14 protein-coding genes and 1 pseudogene are annotated in these 15,668 nt (G+C 70.9%); 7 read left to right on the forward strand and 8 right to left on the reverse strand.

Annotation, left to right across the window (positions count from 1 at the left end):
• Positions 1 to 12: 12 nt before the first annotated feature.
• Complete coding sequence (locus ACFYPC_RS24035) at positions 13 to 1,602, reverse strand: alpha-amylase family glycosyl hydrolase (RefSeq protein WP_388679690.1); 1,590 nt, start codon at positions 1,600 to 1,602, stop codon at positions 13 to 15.
• A gap of 54 nt (positions 1,603 to 1,656) precedes the next feature.
• On the opposite strand from ACFYPC_RS24035, the gene ACFYPC_RS24040 reads away from it, so the two are divergent.
• The gene (locus ACFYPC_RS24040) at positions 1,657 to 2,439 is read left to right on the forward strand and encodes a methyltransferase domain-containing protein (RefSeq protein ID WP_388679692.1); all 783 of its coding nucleotides are present in this window, start codon (positions 1,657 to 1,659) and stop codon (positions 2,437 to 2,439) included.
• A gap of 31 nt (positions 2,440 to 2,470) precedes the next feature.
• Here the strand turns inward: ACFYPC_RS24040 and ACFYPC_RS24045 are convergent, their stop codons facing one another.
• Together ACFYPC_RS24045 and ACFYPC_RS24050 are read right to left on the reverse strand one after the other, a co-directional pair.
• On the reverse strand, positions 2,471 to 3,292 hold the full coding sequence (locus ACFYPC_RS24045; RefSeq protein ID WP_388680074.1) for an alpha/beta fold hydrolase: 822 nt from the start codon (positions 3,290 to 3,292) through the stop codon (positions 2,471 to 2,473).
• Positions 3,293 to 3,856: 564 nt separating this feature from the next.
• The gene (locus ACFYPC_RS24050; protein WP_388679694.1) at positions 3,857 to 5,926 is read right to left on the reverse strand and encodes an ATP-binding protein; all 2,070 of its coding nucleotides are present in this window, start codon (positions 5,924 to 5,926) and stop codon (positions 3,857 to 3,859) included.
• Between the two features lie 114 nt (positions 5,927 to 6,040).
• Here ACFYPC_RS24050 and ACFYPC_RS24055 point away from each other — a divergent pair, with 114 nt between their 5' ends.
• Together ACFYPC_RS24055 and ACFYPC_RS24060 are read left to right on the forward strand one after the other, a co-directional pair.
• Positions 6,041 to 6,934 carry an MEDS domain-containing protein gene (locus ACFYPC_RS24055; RefSeq protein WP_388679697.1) on the forward strand — a complete coding sequence of 298 codons (894 nt, stop codon included), beginning with the start codon at positions 6,041 to 6,043 and terminating at the stop codon, positions 6,932 to 6,934.
• Positions 6,931 to 7,905 (forward strand): anti-sigma factor RsbA family regulatory protein, encoded by a 975-nt coding sequence (locus ACFYPC_RS24060; RefSeq protein WP_388679699.1) that lies wholly within the window; start codon positions 6,931 to 6,933, stop codon positions 7,903 to 7,905. Before ACFYPC_RS24055 ends, ACFYPC_RS24060 begins: the two co-directional genes overlap by 4 nt.
• On the opposite strand, the gene ACFYPC_RS24065 is transcribed toward ACFYPC_RS24060, so the two are convergent.
• Both ACFYPC_RS24065 and ACFYPC_RS24070 read right to left on the reverse strand, forming a co-directional pair.
• Positions 7,883 to 8,608: a GntR family transcriptional regulator gene (locus ACFYPC_RS24065; protein ID WP_388679702.1), complete on the reverse strand. Its 726-nt coding sequence runs from the start codon at positions 8,606 to 8,608 to the stop codon at positions 7,883 to 7,885. The two genes, ACFYPC_RS24060 and ACFYPC_RS24065, sit on opposite strands and share 23 nt — an antisense overlap.
• A 214-nt stretch (positions 8,609 to 8,822) precedes the next feature.
• Positions 8,823 to 9,026 (reverse strand): annotated as a pseudogene (locus ACFYPC_RS24070) (EstA family serine hydrolase); the annotation flags it as partial.
• Between the two features lie 112 nt (positions 9,027 to 9,138).
• On the opposite strand from ACFYPC_RS24070, the gene ACFYPC_RS24075 reads away from it, so the two are divergent.
• On the forward strand, positions 9,139 to 10,188 hold the full coding sequence (locus ACFYPC_RS24075) for a phosphatidylinositol-specific phospholipase C domain-containing protein (RefSeq protein ID WP_388679705.1): 1,050 nt from the start codon (positions 9,139 to 9,141) through the stop codon (positions 10,186 to 10,188).
• Positions 10,189 to 10,204: 16 nt separating this feature from the next.
• Here ACFYPC_RS24075 and ACFYPC_RS24080 read toward each other — a convergent pair whose 3' ends face one another.
• On the reverse strand, positions 10,205 to 11,170 hold the full coding sequence (locus ACFYPC_RS24080; RefSeq protein WP_388679708.1) for an acetylxylan esterase: 966 nt from the start codon (positions 11,168 to 11,170) through the stop codon (positions 10,205 to 10,207).
• A 303-nt stretch (positions 11,171 to 11,473) separates the two neighbouring features.
• Between ACFYPC_RS24080 and ACFYPC_RS24085 the strand changes: the two genes are divergently transcribed.
• Positions 11,474 to 12,367, forward strand: coding sequence for a universal stress protein (locus ACFYPC_RS24085; RefSeq protein ID WP_388679711.1), 894 nt, complete (start codon positions 11,474 to 11,476; stop codon positions 12,365 to 12,367).
• A gap of 26 nt (positions 12,368 to 12,393) precedes the next feature.
• Here ACFYPC_RS24085 and ACFYPC_RS24090 read toward each other — a convergent pair whose 3' ends face one another.
• Positions 12,394 to 13,161: a ferredoxin reductase gene (locus ACFYPC_RS24090; protein WP_388679714.1), complete on the reverse strand. Its 768-nt coding sequence runs from the start codon at positions 13,159 to 13,161 to the stop codon at positions 12,394 to 12,396.
• Complete coding sequence (locus tag ACFYPC_RS24095) at positions 13,154 to 13,759, reverse strand: sulfite oxidase-like oxidoreductase (protein ID WP_388679717.1); 606 nt, start codon at positions 13,757 to 13,759, stop codon at positions 13,154 to 13,156. The genes ACFYPC_RS24090 and ACFYPC_RS24095 overlap by 8 nt, the downstream gene beginning before the upstream one ends.
• Positions 13,760 to 14,055: 296 nt before the next feature.
• On the opposite strand from ACFYPC_RS24095, the gene ACFYPC_RS24100 reads away from it, so the two are divergent.
• Together ACFYPC_RS24100 and ACFYPC_RS24105 are read left to right on the forward strand one after the other, a co-directional pair.
• Complete coding sequence (locus ACFYPC_RS24100; RefSeq protein ID WP_388679720.1) at positions 14,056 to 14,976, forward strand: NADP-dependent oxidoreductase; 921 nt, start codon at positions 14,056 to 14,058, stop codon at positions 14,974 to 14,976.
• Complete coding sequence (locus ACFYPC_RS24105; RefSeq protein WP_388679722.1) at positions 14,973 to 15,665, forward strand: GNAT family N-acetyltransferase; 693 nt, start codon at positions 14,973 to 14,975, stop codon at positions 15,663 to 15,665. The genes ACFYPC_RS24100 and ACFYPC_RS24105 overlap by 4 nt, the downstream gene beginning before the upstream one ends.
• Positions 15,666 to 15,668 lie beyond the last annotated feature (3 nt).

A 15,668-nucleotide genomic window follows, 5' to 3' on the forward strand; every position in this document is an offset into this window, starting at 1 on the left:
TCCAGTCGTGAACTATCGACCGAGTTCGAAGATCCCGTACGCGAAGCCCTGCGAGACGACGGTTCTGCCGTCGATCCGCACGCCGGACACCTCCAGCGGCCGTGGCTCCGCCGGGGCGTCGTACGGGTAACTCACCGCGTTACGCTGCGGATTGACGACGACGAGATACCGCCCGCCCCGTACGTACACGAACGGGTAACCCGCGTGCAGGACTTCCACCGAGCCGCCGGAGCCGAGTTCCGGTGACGCTGTGCGCAGAGCGATGAGCCGGCGTACGAAATGGAGCAGTGAGGTGTCGTCGGCACGTTGTGCGGCGACCGTGGGGCGGCCGGGCGCCGGATCGAGCGGGAGGTAGAGGTGGTCGGCGGGGGCGGTGGAGAAGCCGGCGTTCGGACTGTTGTCCCACTGCATCGGGGTACGGGAGCCCGCTCGGTTGTAGCGGGGGCCCAGCACGCTGCCCTCCTTGTCGGGGAGGCCCGGGACGTATCGCATGCCGATCTCGTCGCCGTAGTAGATCGCCGGAAGGGTTGGCCAGGTGAGCTGGAAGGCGAAGGCTGCGGGGAGTTGTTCGGCCGAGCGGGGGCCGCAGTTGAGGCGCGAGAAGTCGTGGTTGGCGGTCGGGAGGGAGATGAAGCCGCGGCCGGTCACGGCGGCTGACGCCTCCAGCCAGGCCTCGACGAACGGGCGGGGCGAGCCCTTGCCGCTCGGGTCGAAGAAGCAGTCGAGCGGGTCCCAGGACTCGTTGACCGTGCCGTCCGCGTTGCTCCACAACGAACGCAGGGCACGACCGTCGGTCGGGCCGCCGAACTGAAGGAAGAAGTCCGTGTGGAAGCCGGCGGGAACGGACACTTCCGGTTCGCCCCACTCCGAGAGCAGCACCGCCTCCGGATGCGCGTCGTCCAGCCAGTGCCGCAGCTCCGTCCAGATGCCCGCCGTCCCGGCTTTGCCCGGGTCGTCCTTGACGAGCGATGCGGCCATGTCGACACGGAAGCCGGACAGGCCCAGGCCGAGCCAGTGGTCCATGATCGAGCGGAGCGCGGCGCGGTTGGCTCGCGGTCCGTCGGCGTCGACCGGCTGACGCCACGGCTCTGCCGGATTCGTGCGCGCGTAACCGAAGTTGAGGGCGGGCTGAAAGGCGAAGAAGTTCGGCAGGTACGCGCCGGGGCGGGTGCCGGGGGAGACGACGAAGCCGTCCTGGTGGGCATCGGGGACCCAGATGTACCGGTCGTCTCCCGGGTCGTTCGCCGAAGCTGTGAACCACGGGTGCTCGTCGGAAGTGTGACCGGCCACGAGATCCAGCAGTACGCGGATACCGCGGCGGCCCGCTTCCTCGACCAGCTTGGCGAAGTCGTCGTTCGTGCCGTAGCGGGGCGCGACGCTCAGGTAGTCGGAGACGTCGTATCCGGCGTCCCTGAACGGGGAGACGAAGCAGGGGTTGAGCCAGACGGTGTTGACGCCCAGCCACGCGAGGTGGTCGAGGCGCTCGGCGATTCCGTTGAAGTCGCCGATGCCGTCGCCGTTCGAGTCGGCGAACGACTGCGGGTAGATCTGGTAGAAGACGGCGTCGGCCAGCCAGGCGGGAGCGGGGCGGAACGAAGTCATGAAGTGGACCATAAGCCGTCGCACGGGGCGTGCGCTGCCCCTAAGCTCAGCTGGATGTTCACCCCGCAAGGCCCCACCCTCCGCGAACTGGCCGTGCAGGCCCTTTCGTCCATCGAGCACGGCTACGACCTGCTCGCGCCGAAGTTCGACCACACGCCGTTCCGGACACCGGACCCGATCCTCGACGCCGTGGCGTCGGCGCTGGACCGGATCGGCCCCTTCGACCGCGGGCTCGACCTCTGCTGCGGAACCGGCGCGGGAATGCGGGTACTGCGCGAGCTGTGCCCAGGGAGCGTCACCGGCGTGGACATCAGCGCGGGGATGCTCGCCGTGGGACGGGAGCGGGCGGATGCTTCTCGTGCGGCCCTTGGTGGGCGCGAGCGTGCGGGTGCCGACCAGGCGCCCTGCGTGACATGGGTGCGAGGTGACGCGCGCGCTCTGCCCTTCTCGCCCGTTTTCGACCTGGTGGTGAGCTTCGGCGCGTTCGGCCACTTCAGGCCGCGTGAGCTGCCCGGGCTGTTCGCCCAGGTTCACTCCGTGCTGACGCCGGGCGGGCGCTTCGCGTTCCCGATCGTGGCTCCGCCCCGGCCGAGCTCGCCCTGGTACTGGGCCCTGCTGGGCTTCGACGCGGCCATGCGGGTGCGGAACGCCGTGTGGCGGCCGCCGTTCGTCATGTACTACCGGGCGTTCCGGCTCGACGAGGTGCGCCGGGAACTGACGCGGGCCGGTTTCGAGGTCGAACTGCAGCCCCTGCCGCAATTCGGAAGGCGGCCGGACGGCAGCCCGCGGTGCCGGCTGGTCGTCGCCATCCGGAAGGGCGACCCGACGCCCGCGTAGACATCCGGGTCCACAAGTCCGCGCCGTTCGGTCAGTTGCGGATGAAGTCGAGAAGGTAACCGTTGAAAGCCTGCTCGTACGCGCCCACAATGCCGTGCGAGCCACCCGGACAGACCTTCAGCGTCGCGTCCTTGACGAGCTGGGCTGTCTTGAGTGCCGACGCGGCGATCGGCACGATCTGGTCGTCGTCGGCGTGCACGACGAGAGTCGGCACGTCGATCCGGGTCAGGTCCTCGGTGAAGTCGGTCTCCGAGAACTGCTCGACACAGGCGTACACCGCTTTCAGCCCGGCCTGCATGGCCTGGAGCCAGAACTCGTCATGCTTGCCCTGCGAGATCGTGGAGCCCTCGCGGTTGGAGCCGTAGAACGGCGAGCTGAAATCCTGGAAGAACTGCGAACGGTCCGCCACGACCCCGGCGCGGATCTCGTCGAACACCTCCATGGGCGTGCCCTCCGGGTTGGCATCGGTCTTCAGCATCAGCGGCGCGACGGCTCCCACCAGCACCGCCTTGGCGACCCGCCCAGAGCCGTGCCGGCTGATGTAGCGGGCCACCTCCCCGCCACCGGTCGAATGTCCCACCAGGATCGCGTCGCTGAGATTGAGCGACTCGATGAGTTCGGCCAGGTCGTCGGCGTACTGGTCCATGTGGTTGCCCTGCCAGGGCTGCTCCGAGCGGCCGTGCCCGCGGCGGTCGTGCGCCACGGCACGGAAGCCGTTGTCGGCGACCAGCTTCAACTGCCCTTCCCACGCGTCCGCGTCGAGCGGCCAGCCGTGGCTGAAGACGACGGGCTGACCGGTGCCCCAGTCCTTGTAGTAGAGGCTGGTCCCGTCAGAGGTGGTGAACGTGCTCATGAGGTTCCCTTTCGAGAGTTCGTCGACGTGACCTGCGAACGTCGGGATGGGGTCGGGCGAGGGCGGGCTCCGGGTGAGAAGCCCACGGAAGGAATGGCCGATCACGACAGGCCTCTCGGCAAGAGCGCCGTAGCCCGACTGCACGAAGTGCGCGGTCCGCCGCTCCCGGCTGCAGGGCAGCAGCCGCAGGCCGTGGGCGACAGCGACCCGGACGCGGTCGGTGGTGTTGGCGCGTTCGACCTGCGGTGCGTCGTTGGCATACCTCGACGCAAGCGATGTGTGGCGTTCCTGGAATGGGTCCGATGACTGCATTTTCGCCTAGCGCAAATGTGCGCATATCTCATAATCTTCGCATCTTCAAAGTGTGCATCGCGTCCCGCGGCTCCGAGCGTGATGAGATGCAAAGCTTCGACAAGGTCCGGGTAAACGGGCGCCGACGGTTCGCGGTGACGGATACCGACCGGTGCCGGCCCGCGCGGTGAGGACCGGCAGCCTTGGGCCGGGTGCGTGACCGCCGTCCGCTCCCGGGATGACGCCCCCGGGAGCGGCGCGAGGCGCGTAGCCTCACGGCTCCCCGAGCCCGGTGCCGCCCAGGGCCAGTGCCATCGCCGCGTCCGGCCCCAGCTCGTGGCCCTCGCGCACGGCTTGGGTGAAGCGGGTGTCGCCGAGTTCCGCGCGCAGTCGGCGTGCGTACTCCCGGCGGAAGACGGTCGTCTCGCAGTGGCCGAGCCGGGGGAGCCCGGCGGCGTACCAGAGGCGTCTGCTGACGCCGAGCAGTCGCGCGGCGAGTTCCGGTTCGCCCTGGCAGGCCGTCGCTGCCACCAGCAGATCGGTGACCGCCGCGGTGCCCAGCCGGTCGTTCATCCGCCACTTGGCGGCCAGCGCCTCACGTCCCGTGCGCAGCGCCTCGTCCGGGTGGCCGAGGCCCATCCCGGAGAGCGAGAGGAAGAAGTCACCCCAGGCCCGCATCCACAGCTCACCGCGTTTCGCACAGTCCGCGCGCAGCCGCTCGGCAACCGCCGCACACCGCTCGAACGCCCCTTGGCCGGCCAGAAGATACGCCTGCACGGCGAGCGTCAGCAGCTGGAAGAACTCCGCGCCGCCGCCACCTCCCGGCCCCTGCGGGGTGTTCCCGTACAGCACGGCCGAGCGGGCGGACTCCCCGCGCACGGCCAGGCTCGCGCCGGTCAACGGCAGGGCGGGCACCGGCAGCCGACGTTCCTCGGCGAGCCACACGTACGCGGCGCTCACGGACTCCGCCGCATCCAGATCGTCCGGGACGACGGTGACCAGGCGGTGCGTCCAGATGGCGAGCGTGTGCTCCGGGCCCCTGGCGTGCTCCCGGCGCAGCGCCCGTTCCAGATAGCCGCGACCTTCCTCGGCGAAGCCGCAGGCGAACCAGAAGAACCAGAGGGTTCCCGCGAGTTCGAGCGCGGTTTCCGGCTCGGGTGCGGCGATGCACTCCTCCACGGCGAGCCGCAGATTCGCGTGCTCCACGGTGAGGCGCTCGGCCCACATCCGCTGCCCGGGACCGAGCCACTCGGCCTCGCCCTGCCGCGAGATCCAGCGGAAGTAGTCCCGGTGGCGCAGGCGTACGGCGTCCTCCTCGTCGAGACCGGCGAGCCACTCGGCGCCGAAGGAGCGGACCGTGTCGAGCATCCGGTAGCGCACCGCCGCGCCGTCGCCCTCGCGGGTCACGATCGACTTCTCGGTGAGCGACGAGAGCAGCGCGAGGATCTCCTCGGCATCCAACGGGTCGCCGTGGCAGACGAATTCAGCCGCCTCCACGTCCCAGCCGCCGGCGAACACCGACAACCGGGCCCACAGCAGCCGCTCCAGCGGGGTGCACAGCTCGTGGCTCCAGCCGATCGTCGTACGCAGGGTCTGGTGCCGGGCGAGGCGCGGCCGGGCCGGCGAGACCAACAGCTCGAAGCGGGAGTCCAAGCCCTCCAGAAGCCGGTCGAGGGGGAAGCCGCGCAGCCGCACGGCCGCCAGCTCCAGGGCCAGTGGAATCCCGTCGAGACGGGCGCACACGGCGGCCACGCTCACCCGGTTGGCGTCGGTGAGCGCGAACGACGGCACGGCCGCGGCAGCGCGCGCCGCGAACAGCGCCACCGCGTCGTCCCGTTCACCGAGCGGCAGCGGCGCCACCGTGAGCAGTTGCTCGCCCGGCACACCCAGCGGCTGCCGGCTGGTGGCCAGCACACGCAACTCCGGTACCTTCGCGAGGAGTTCCTGCACCACTCGCGCGCACTCGTCGAGTACATGCTCGCAGGTGTCCAGGACCAGCAGCGGCGGAGCCCCCGCGAGATGCTCACAGAGCGCCTCCAGGAGCGGCAGCAGCGTCTGCTCGGCCAGCCGTGTCGTCTGCGCCAGGGCGTTCGTGAGCAGGCCCGGGTCCTGCAGCTCCGAAAGCTCGACGAACCACACACCACCTGGAAAATCCGCCAGGCCGGTGTGCGCGGCCCGCAGCGCGAGCCTTGACTTGCCGACGCCTCCGAGGCCCGTGAGGGTGAGGAGGCGATTGGTGTCCAACAAGCCCGAGATGGCGGCGAGTTCGCTCCTCCGGCCGATGAAGGCGTTGGCCTCGGCGGGCAGATTGCCGATCCTGCCATTGCGTACTGAGCCCGCCATGGTTCCCCCTCACCGGACCCGATGGCGGTCACGATAACCCTCTGACGCGCGACCCGCTGCCGACGTAGCGTAGAAGCGCGCGTCCTGGCACACCGACCTTGGGGGGTGCGGCGGATGACAGTGGTACCGGCGCTGCGTTCCGTGGGCCAGATGCGTTCCGGAGACCATCTGCTCCTCGGCTACGACACGGACGAGGAGCGGGACACCGTACTCGCCGCGTTCCTCCTCGACGGACTGGCCAGCGGTCAACGCGGGCTCGTGCTGACCCCCGCGGAGATCCCGGCGGGCCTGGCCCTGTCCTTCCTGGAAGCGCACGGCTGCGCCGTGGACGACGAGATCGCCGCCGGACGGCTAGCGGTCGATCCGCATCTGGCCGTGCCCGAAGGGCTGTGGGACCTCGACGACATGATCCGCCGCGAGGCGCGCCGGGCGGTCGGTGACGGCTTCCTCGGCCTGCGCGTCAGCATGGAGGTGCTGTGCGGCGGGGCGGACAAGGGGCTGAAGATGCTGCACGACAGCGAGCTGCTCCTCGACCCCGTCTTCGCCGCCCTTCCGGTGCTGGGCATCTGCCAGTACGACCGACGGGTCTTCGGCGAGGGCGACTTGGCCCGGCTCGACGGACTGCACCATGGCCGGGTCGCCGCGGACCTCGTCTGGCAGGACGACCTGCTCTCCATCACCCGCACCTTCGCGCCCCCCGGCCTCGCCCTCGCAGGCGAGATCGACGACACGAACGTCACCGCCGTCGCCCGCGCCCTGCACGACGAGACGGCCCGCGCCCGCGCCCGCACGGTGAACGGCATCCGCGCCCGCCTCGACCTGCGTGATCTGTGCTTCGTCGACGTCGGCGCACTGCGCCTGCTGGTCTTCTCCGCTCTTGAGCTGCACGCGGGCGGCGGAAACCTCGTCCTGTACGGCGTCGCCCCGCACGTCCGGCGGGTGATGCGGGTGACCGGCTGGGACCGCGTTCCCGGGCTGCGGCTGGAACCAGGAGAAGACGTGCCATGATCCGCACCGGGTTCGTCCACCAGGCACTGTGCTTCGGCTCGGACGACGAATTCCTCGACGGGACCCTCGCGTTCACCCGAGACGGGCTGGCGGCGGGCGAGGCCGTCCTCGCCGTCACGCAGGGCCGGCACACACCCCTCCTTGAGGACGCCCTGGGCACCCTCTCCCACGACGTCGAGTTCGTCGACGCCGACGACTGGTACCGCTACCCCTCCCGAACCCTGGGGCGGTACCACAGCTACTGCGCCGACCGGGGCAGGGACCGCCGCGTACGCATCATCGGCGAACCCGTCTGGAGGGACCGCACGGAGTTCGAGACACGGGAGTGGACACGCTACGAGTCGCTGCTCAACGTCGCGTTCGCCGATTCCGGCCACTGGATCCTGTGCCTCTACGACACCCGCACCGTCCCCGCCGACATCGTGCGTGCCGCATCCCGCACCCACCCCGAACTGTCCCTCGGCGCCCGCACCTGGGTCGCCAGCCCCCACTACACCGACCCGGCCGACTTCTACGCCGAGTGCGACTCGGGCCGTCCGGCCGCCCTCCTTCCCGACGGCGCCGACGACATCCCCTTCGGGCGGGGCGGGTCAGCGGCCGTGCGCGCTGCCCTCGCCGCCTACGCCCGCCGCTCGGGGCTGCCCGAGCAGCGGACGTACGACATGGTGGCGGCCGTGCACGAGGCGGTGGTCAACGCCGTGCGGTTCGGCGGCGGGGGAGGGGTACTGCGGCTGCGCAGCGACCCCGACTACGTGATCTGCGAGGTCGTGGACGACGGCGCACGCAGTCCCGCGACGCCCGCGCGGTTCCCCGGCCAGCTGCCGCCCGGCGCACGCGCTGTGCGTGGTCACGGCATGTGGGTGGTACGGCAGTTGAGCGACCTCGTCGCCGAGGATCTCGGACCCTCGGGCTCCGCCGTACGCATGTACTTCCGCCGCCCCATGGATCTCACCCGGCCGCCGGCAGGGTGAACTCGTAGACCAGCGCGTCCTGTTGGGCGTCGACGACAAGGTCGGTGATCTCCAGCGGCCGGTCGTACTGGTCGTGCACGCGCCGGGTGACCAGTACCGACTCGGGGAGCTGGGTGATGGAGTCCCGGTGGTGCAGGGCCAGGCCCGCCTTGCGCATCCAGTCGTAGGCGCGCCCCAGTTGCGCCGACGCGGTGCCGTCGGCCCGGTCGCGGTAGCGGGCCAGCTCCTCGACCTCGGTCACCGCGACGGCGGAGAAGGACGTCACGGCCGTACGCTGACCGCTGCCGTCCGCTGCGGCCGACTCGTAGCGGTGCACCAGGGTCGGCAGCCGCGGGGGGAGTCCCAGGGCGTGCGCGTGCTCCGGTGGTGGAGCCTCCCAGGTCACCGTGGTCCGGGGGACGGTGCCCGGCTCCGGGACGTGTGCCCCGAGGGGAAAGTCCAGTGACGGGATGTGCTCGGCCGTGCTGCCGGGAAGTGTCGCGTGGCTGCCGCGCCGGTCGGTGGTGACCAGGCCGCCGCGTCGCAGCATGTTGAGCGCCTGTCGTATGGTCTCGCGGCTCACGCCGAAGCGGTTGGCCAACTCCCTTTCTCCCGGCAGGCGCTCGCCGGGTGGAATGGTCCCGTCGCGCAGATCGCCGAGCAACTGTGCGGCGATCTGCGAGTAACGGGGCTCGTGGTCGGATGGGTGGACGGTGCGGGCCATGTCCGCGCCCCTCCTGCGTGTGAAAAGGACAAACGTGTAGTGACAACCCAGACGTGGTGACGAAACGTAGCCGTGCGGGCTCATTGCGCGACCAGTCTAAGCATTGGTCTAAACCACCATGGAAGGGTGGTCCGCGGTTCGGCCGATTTCAGCCCGCGGTCCCGTGCGGCAAGGGTGCGTTCGAAGCGCACCGCACAGGGTATCCACAGGCGCCGCTTTTCCTTGGGTCGTCGGCGATGTGCGGGCCCGTGCGGTTCATGACGTTCTCCAGGGTGACGCCCGCCTCCGGGTCGGCGAACCCGCAGGAGCCACCGAAGCCGTCATGTCCGAAAGCCCTCGGGTCGGGCCCAAACGGACCGTTGGGTCCGCTCAGCCACAACCCGGGCACGGTCTCCGTCTCGTACTCGAACCCGGCGCCCTGGTCGGACCGGGTGGAGGTCGGGCAGCCCGCATTCGTCATCGCGTGATCCCCCGTCGGCCACCCAACCCCCGTACTGTGCAGCCAAGTTGACCGATGAGGCGCAGGAGGCATGGGGACAATGCGGAGACATGTGAAGGTGTTGGCACGTACCGGTATCGCGGTGGCGACAGCGAGCGTACTGGCCCTCGCCACGGGCCCCCAGGCGACGGCCGCCGACCTGTCGTACTCGTCCAACACCTCCGTGGGCGTCCACAACGCCTACGACAAGGCGAAGTACCCCTACTTCGCCGACGCCCTCGACTCCGGCGCCGGAATGCTCGAACTCGACGTGTGGACCAATGTGTTCGGGGTTTCCTGGCGGGTCTCGCACAGCAATCCGTTCGGCAACGACAACAACTGCGCGAACGCGGCGAACGCCTCCGAACTGCGCACCAACACCACCAACCGCGACCTCGCGGGCTGCCTTGCGGACATCAAAGCCTGGCACGACGCGAACCCCGGACACCGGCCGATCCAGCTCAAGATAGAGATGAAGGACGGCTTCCTGGCCACCAGCGGCCGTGGTCCCGCCCAGTTGGACGCCCTGCTCACCTCGAAGCTCGGCGACGCGCTGCTCCGCCCCGCCGACGTCGTCGGTTCCCACCCCGACCTGGACACGGCCGTCCGCGCCGACGGCTGGCCCGCGCGCTCCGCGCTGGCCGGCAAGTTCATCGTCGAGCTGATCCCCGGCACCGTCGAGGAGGGCAACCCCTTCGACACGCTGTGGACGGACCGCGAGTACGCCACTTACCTGCGCGACCTCGCCGCCGCCGGACGCCTGCGCGAGGCGGCTGTCTTCCCCGCCGTGCACAACGCGGCCACCGGCGACCCCCGCACCCGCTACACCGACGCCACGATCCGCCCCTGGCTCGTCGTGTTCGACGGCGACGCGGCCACCTACGCGAACGGCACGATCGACACCGCCTGGTACGACGACCGCCACTACCTCGTGGTCATGACCGACGCCCAGAACGTGCCCCCGGCCATCGACGGCACCAACCCCACCCAGCAGCAGGCCCTCGACCGCCTCGCCCTGCTGGCCGGGCAGCACGCCACCGTCGTCTCCGCGGACTGGTACCCGCTGCCCGCCGTCCTGTCCACGGTCGTACCGCGAGGGTGAAGCGGCTGAGGCGACCTCAGAGGTAGGACGGCAGCCAGCGCAGTTTGGCCGCCTCCTGGTAGGTACCCCCGCCCTCGTGGTCGTTGAAGTCGTACACCTCGATCGTCTTGTCCTGCGCCGCCCACGCGTTGAACGCCGCGAAAACCGTGGACGGCGGGCAGGTCTGGTCCTCCAGTGCGACCGAGAAGAGGGCTGGTGCCCGGCCGCGCGCGGCGAAGTGCACGCCGTCGAAATAGGAGAGCGTGCGCAGCACTTCGTCGGTGCGGCCGCGGTACGTCTTGAGGTAGTTGCCGATCTCCCGGTACGGGTGACGGTCCGTCAGCGTGACGGCGCGAGGGAAGTCGCACAGGAACGGCACGTCCGGGGCGATCGCCGCCAGATCGGGGACCAGCCCGCCCACCGCGATCGTGATGCCGCCGCCCTGGCTCCCGCCGACGGCCGCCGTGCGCGCCTCGTCGACCAGGTCGTGCGAGCGGGCCGCCTCCACGGCGCGCACCGCGTCCGTGAACACGCGGCGGTAGTAGTAGTTCTCGGGGGCGTCGACGCCCCGGGTCATGTATCCGGGGTAAGCGGACGCGCTGCCCACCGGGTCCGGCGTCCCGCCGCCGCCCCAGGCGCTGCCCTGGCCGCGGGTGTCCATCACGAAGTGCGCGAATCCCGCCGATGCCCACAGCAGATGCGTGTGCGGAAGGCCGCGTCCGCCGCCGTAACCGACGAACTCGACGACCGCGGGCAGGGGTGAGTTCGCCCAGGCCGGCAGCGTCAGCCAGCCCTTCACCGGATGCCCGCCGAACCCGGCGAACGTGACGTCGTACACCTTGACCGTCTTCAGATGCGTCTCGACCGGCTCGAAGCGGGGGGCGAGGTCGTGCTCGCGTGCCTCCTGGAGCGTTTCGGCCCAGAACGTATCGAAACCCTCGGGCGCGATGGACGCGCTCCGGTATGCGCGGAGTTCGTCGAGAGGGAGGTCGAACAGGGCCATGAAGGATCACCTTTGGTGTCGGAATACGGGTGATCACACGGTACGTCGGTCATCGGCGGAGACGCCAGGCACTGCTTACCGCCGCCGCGCGGCACAGCGAATCCGTCCCCGCACGACTGATCGGCGCCCCCCGTGGAACCCGCCCGGCACCGGCAAGGACCGGCAGTCGGCCCCTCCCGCCACCCGCCCCGGCACCGAGAGACACCTGCCTCGACGTCCGAGGACCAACCACCTGTCCCGACACCCCAACGGCATCCGCCCCGACACCGAACGGCATCCGCCCCGACACCGAAAGGCCCCGCCATGAACTCCGGCACCCGCACCATCACGGTAGGCATCGACGGTTCGCGGGCGAGTCTCGACGCGGCGGACTGGGCCGCCCGCGAGGCCCAGCGCCACCGCCTCCCGCTGCGTCTGCTGCACGCGGCGCCCGGACCCGCTGTGCCGCCACGGATCCCGGACGCCGCCGTTCCGGCCGGGGACACCCGTACGGCGCTCGACCGGGCCGCGATCCAACTGGCGTACGCCCACCCGGCATTGGACATCATCGCGCGCAGCACCGACACGCCCGCCGTACCCGCGCTGCTCGCGGCGGCCCTGGACGCCGAGACCCTGGTTCTCGGTTCACGCGGTCTGACCGGCTTCGCGGGTTTCCTGGTCGGTTCGGTCGCCCTCGCCGTCACGGCACGCGCCGAAGGCCCGGTCGTCGTCGTGCGCGCGGGCGAACTGCCCGAGGACGAACGGATGCCGGTGGTCGACGGCACACCGCCGAGCGCGGCTCCCTATCTGCCGGTGGTCCTCGGCCTCGATCTGAGCCACCCGGCCGACGACCTCATCGGGTACGCCTTCGACAGAGCCGCCGTCCGCTGCGCACCCCTGCACGTCGTGCACACCTGGACCGTGCCTCCGCCGCGCGGCCACGCGCCCGTCGTGCCACTGCCCGGTGCCGCGGCGGAACGGACGGACGGCACCTGGCACGTGCTGAGCAGCACCTTGCATCCGTGGCGCCACAAGTTTCCCGAGACGACCGTCTCCGAGCAGGTGATCTACGGCCATCCCGGTCACCATCTGCTGAGGGCCTCCACCCGGGCAGGCCTGCTGGTCACCGGGCGCAGGGTCGGCGAGGGCCTGGGCCGCGCCGTGCACTCGCTGATCCAGCACGCCAGGTGTCCGGTCGCGGTGGTGCCGCACGGCTGAGGGCAGATCACGACAGGAACGGCGGCTCAGCCGAATCGCTCGATGCGAATCCGGTTCACCGGCTGCCCGGCCGCCACCAGCAGGCGTGACGCGTGCTCCGCGAACCCGTTGGAGCCGCACACATAGGCTTCCCAGCCACCAGGCGGCCGCTCCGCCAGCAGCGGCGCCACATGTGCCGCCGCCATACGTCCGACCGGCGATCCGTCCGGCGCACTGCGCGTGAAGACGGTCGTCGTCTCCTCGCCGTACTCCCGCGCGTAGATGAGTTCCTCGGGACCGCGCGCCGAGACGAGCAGGCGCAGCGGCACGTCCAGGCCGCGAGCGCGATGGTGTCGCAGCATCGACATCAGGGGTACGACACCGGAGCCGGCGCCGATGAGCAGCGCGGGCCGGTCGCCGGGCCAGGCGAAGAAGCCGCTCAGCGGGCCCCGCACCTGCACCGAGTCGCCGGGTTCGGCCACGGTGTGGAACCAGCCGGAGACCTCGCCGTCCTCGACATGGTCCAGCGTCAGTTCGATGTGTCCGTGGTCGTCGGGTGGAGAGGCGATGGAGTAGTGGCGCTGCGCCACATATCCGTCCTCGGCGGTCAGCCGCAGCATCAGATGCTGTCCGGGCAGATGTCCTGCCCAGTGCGGCACCGCGAACCGGAACGTGGAGGCGTGGGGCGTCTCCCGGCGGATCCCGGTGAGCGTCGCGGTCTGCCAGGCGGCCGCGGCACTGTCGCTCACGGCGATCCGCCCGGGCACGGCGAAGGCGGTGCGCGGCACGAAGGTCTCGGTCGTCGTCTCAGTCACCGGAGTAGCGCTGCTCTTCCCAGGGGTTGCCGCGTGCGTGATAGCCGTTCTGCTCCCAGAAGCCCGGCTCGTCGTGGTCGAGGAGTCGCAGACCGGCGATCCACTTGGCGCTCTTCCAGAAGTAGAGGTGCGGCACGATCAGCCGCGCCGGGCCACCGTGTTCGGCGGGCAGCGGTTTCCCGTCGTACTCCCACACGATCCAGGCACGGCCACCGGTGAGGTCGCCCAGCGGGAGGCTCGTGGTGTACCCGGTGTGCGAGTAGGCCACCGCGTGCGTGGCGGTGGTGTCCGGGCGCACCGCGTCCAGGAACGTGTCCAGAGAGACGCCCCCGAAGCGCACGCCGAACTTCGACCAGCTCGTCACGCAGTGGATGTCGCCCTCGTAGGCCGAGGCGGACAGTGCGTGCGCCTCGTCCCAGTCCCAGCCGCGCGGCTCGGCCACCAGACCGTCCACCCGGAAGGTCCAGTCGGCGGGCGCCAGGTCGGGGGTGACCTCGGCGGACAGGACGGGCCAGTCGTCGCCCGTGTCGTACTGGCCGGGCGGCAGCCCGGCGTCGGGGGTGCGCGGACGCCCGGTGAAGCCTCGGGTGACGTTCATGCGGGTGGTGCCTCCAGGCCGCCGGGGGCGGCGGCCCGCCGGTCGAGCGCGAACTGTGGTTGTCGAGCGCGAACAGTGGTTGAACAGCGGCTACGGAATCAACCGTACGTGGCCGTCGACCGTGCCCGTGTCCCGAGGGCCCCCGATCATTGCGGACGTATGAACTCTGCCGAGGTCCGGGAATAGCCGCGCCGTGATCTTCCTTGCCGCTATTGCCGACGTCGGTGGCCCCATCTGCTGCGGCAGGTGACAGTGGTCCCGGCAACCGGCGACAGCGAAGGAGAGTGAGGAAGCACATGCCCAAGGCGTACGTCTTCACGCGGTACGGCGGTCCGGAGGCCGAGGCCCTGGTGGAGCTGGACCGGCCGACGCCCGGCCCCGGCCAGGTACTCGTCGCGGTCCGTGCGGCAGGCGTCAACCCCGTCGACTGGAAGCAGCGGACGGGCTACGGCCCCGCCGGCGGCGCGGCGCGCGAGCTGCCCGCGGTGTTCGGCAACGAGGTCGCGGGGGTGGTCGAGGAGGTCGGCGCAGACGTGACCGGCTTCGCCGTGGGGGACGAGGTCTTCGGCAACCCGGTGACCGGCGGATACGCCGAGTACACCCTGCTCCCCGTGACCGTCACCGCGCACAAGCCCACCGAGCTCTCGTACTCGGACGCCGCGACCCTGCCCGTCGCGGCGGCGACCGCGTACGACGGGATCCAGCAGCTCGCTCTGCCCGCGGGCGCGACCCTGCTGATCACCGGCGCGGGCGGCGGTGTCGGTGTCGCGGCCACGCAGATCGCGCGCGCCTTCGGGGTGCGGGTCATCGGCGTCGCGAGCGACGGCAAGAAGGACTTCGTCGAGTCGCTCGGCGCCGTGCACGTCCCGTCGGGGCCAGGCCTCGCGGAGCGCGTGCGCGGGGCGGCGACGGAGGGCGTGGACGCCGTCTTCGACCTGGTCGGGGGCGAGGTCCAGGAGGCCGCGGCGACGCTGCTCACCGACCCCGCGAAGCTGATCACCGGTGCCGACCGGCAGACCGCCGCACGGCTCGGCGGCGCGCCCGTCGAACGGGCTCGCAACGCCGCCGTGCTCGACGAGGTGGCGAAGCTCGTGGTCGACGGGAAGCTGAAGCCCTTCGTCACCCAGACCTTCCCGCTCGACCGGGCCGGCGAGGCGCTGCGCACGGTCGAGGAAGGACACGCGCTCGGCAAGACCGTCATCGAGGTCGGCGCATGAGCGCGCACCCTCTGGACAATCCGGCGCTCGGCGCGCTGACCGGCCCGCACGCCCACTTCGCCGAACGCCGCGGACGTGTCCTGCGCTACCCCTTGGACGTATCGCCGTGGATGGCACTCCCCGACGACCCGGGTGCCGACGACTGGGCGGACCTCGCCAACCTGGTCGGCCCGGGCGGCGACGCCATGCTGGCCGGCTACACCGGGCAGACCCCGGACGGCTGGGAGGTGACCTTCAGCCTGGAGGGCGTTCAGCTGGTCGACGACGGGATCGCCGCGGCGCCGGACCCGGAAGCGGTACGGCTCGGCCCCGCCGACGTACCCGAGATGCTGGACCTGGTCGAACGGACCCGGCCCGGCCCCTTCCTGCCGCGCACCGTCGAGCTCGGGACCTACCTGGGGATACGCCGGAACGGCGCCCTGATCGCCATGGCGGGAGAGCGGCTGCACCCGCCGGGCTGGACCGAGATCAGCGCGGTCTGCACCGACCCGGACTTCCGCGGTGAGGGCCTGGCCACCCGGCTGATCCTGGCCGTTGCGCACGGCATCCGCGAACGCGGCGAGACTCCGTTCCTGCACACCGCCGCGAACAACACCAACGCCATCCGCCTCTACGAGGCCCTGGGCTTCCGGCTCCGGCGCAGCACCCTCTTCTCGGCGGCACGCGTGCCGGAGCATGCCGACGCCTGACTC

Source organism: Streptomyces sp. NPDC005808 (assembly GCF_042871385.1).
Taxonomy (GTDB): Bacteria; Actinomycetota; Actinomycetes; order Streptomycetales; family Streptomycetaceae; genus Streptomyces.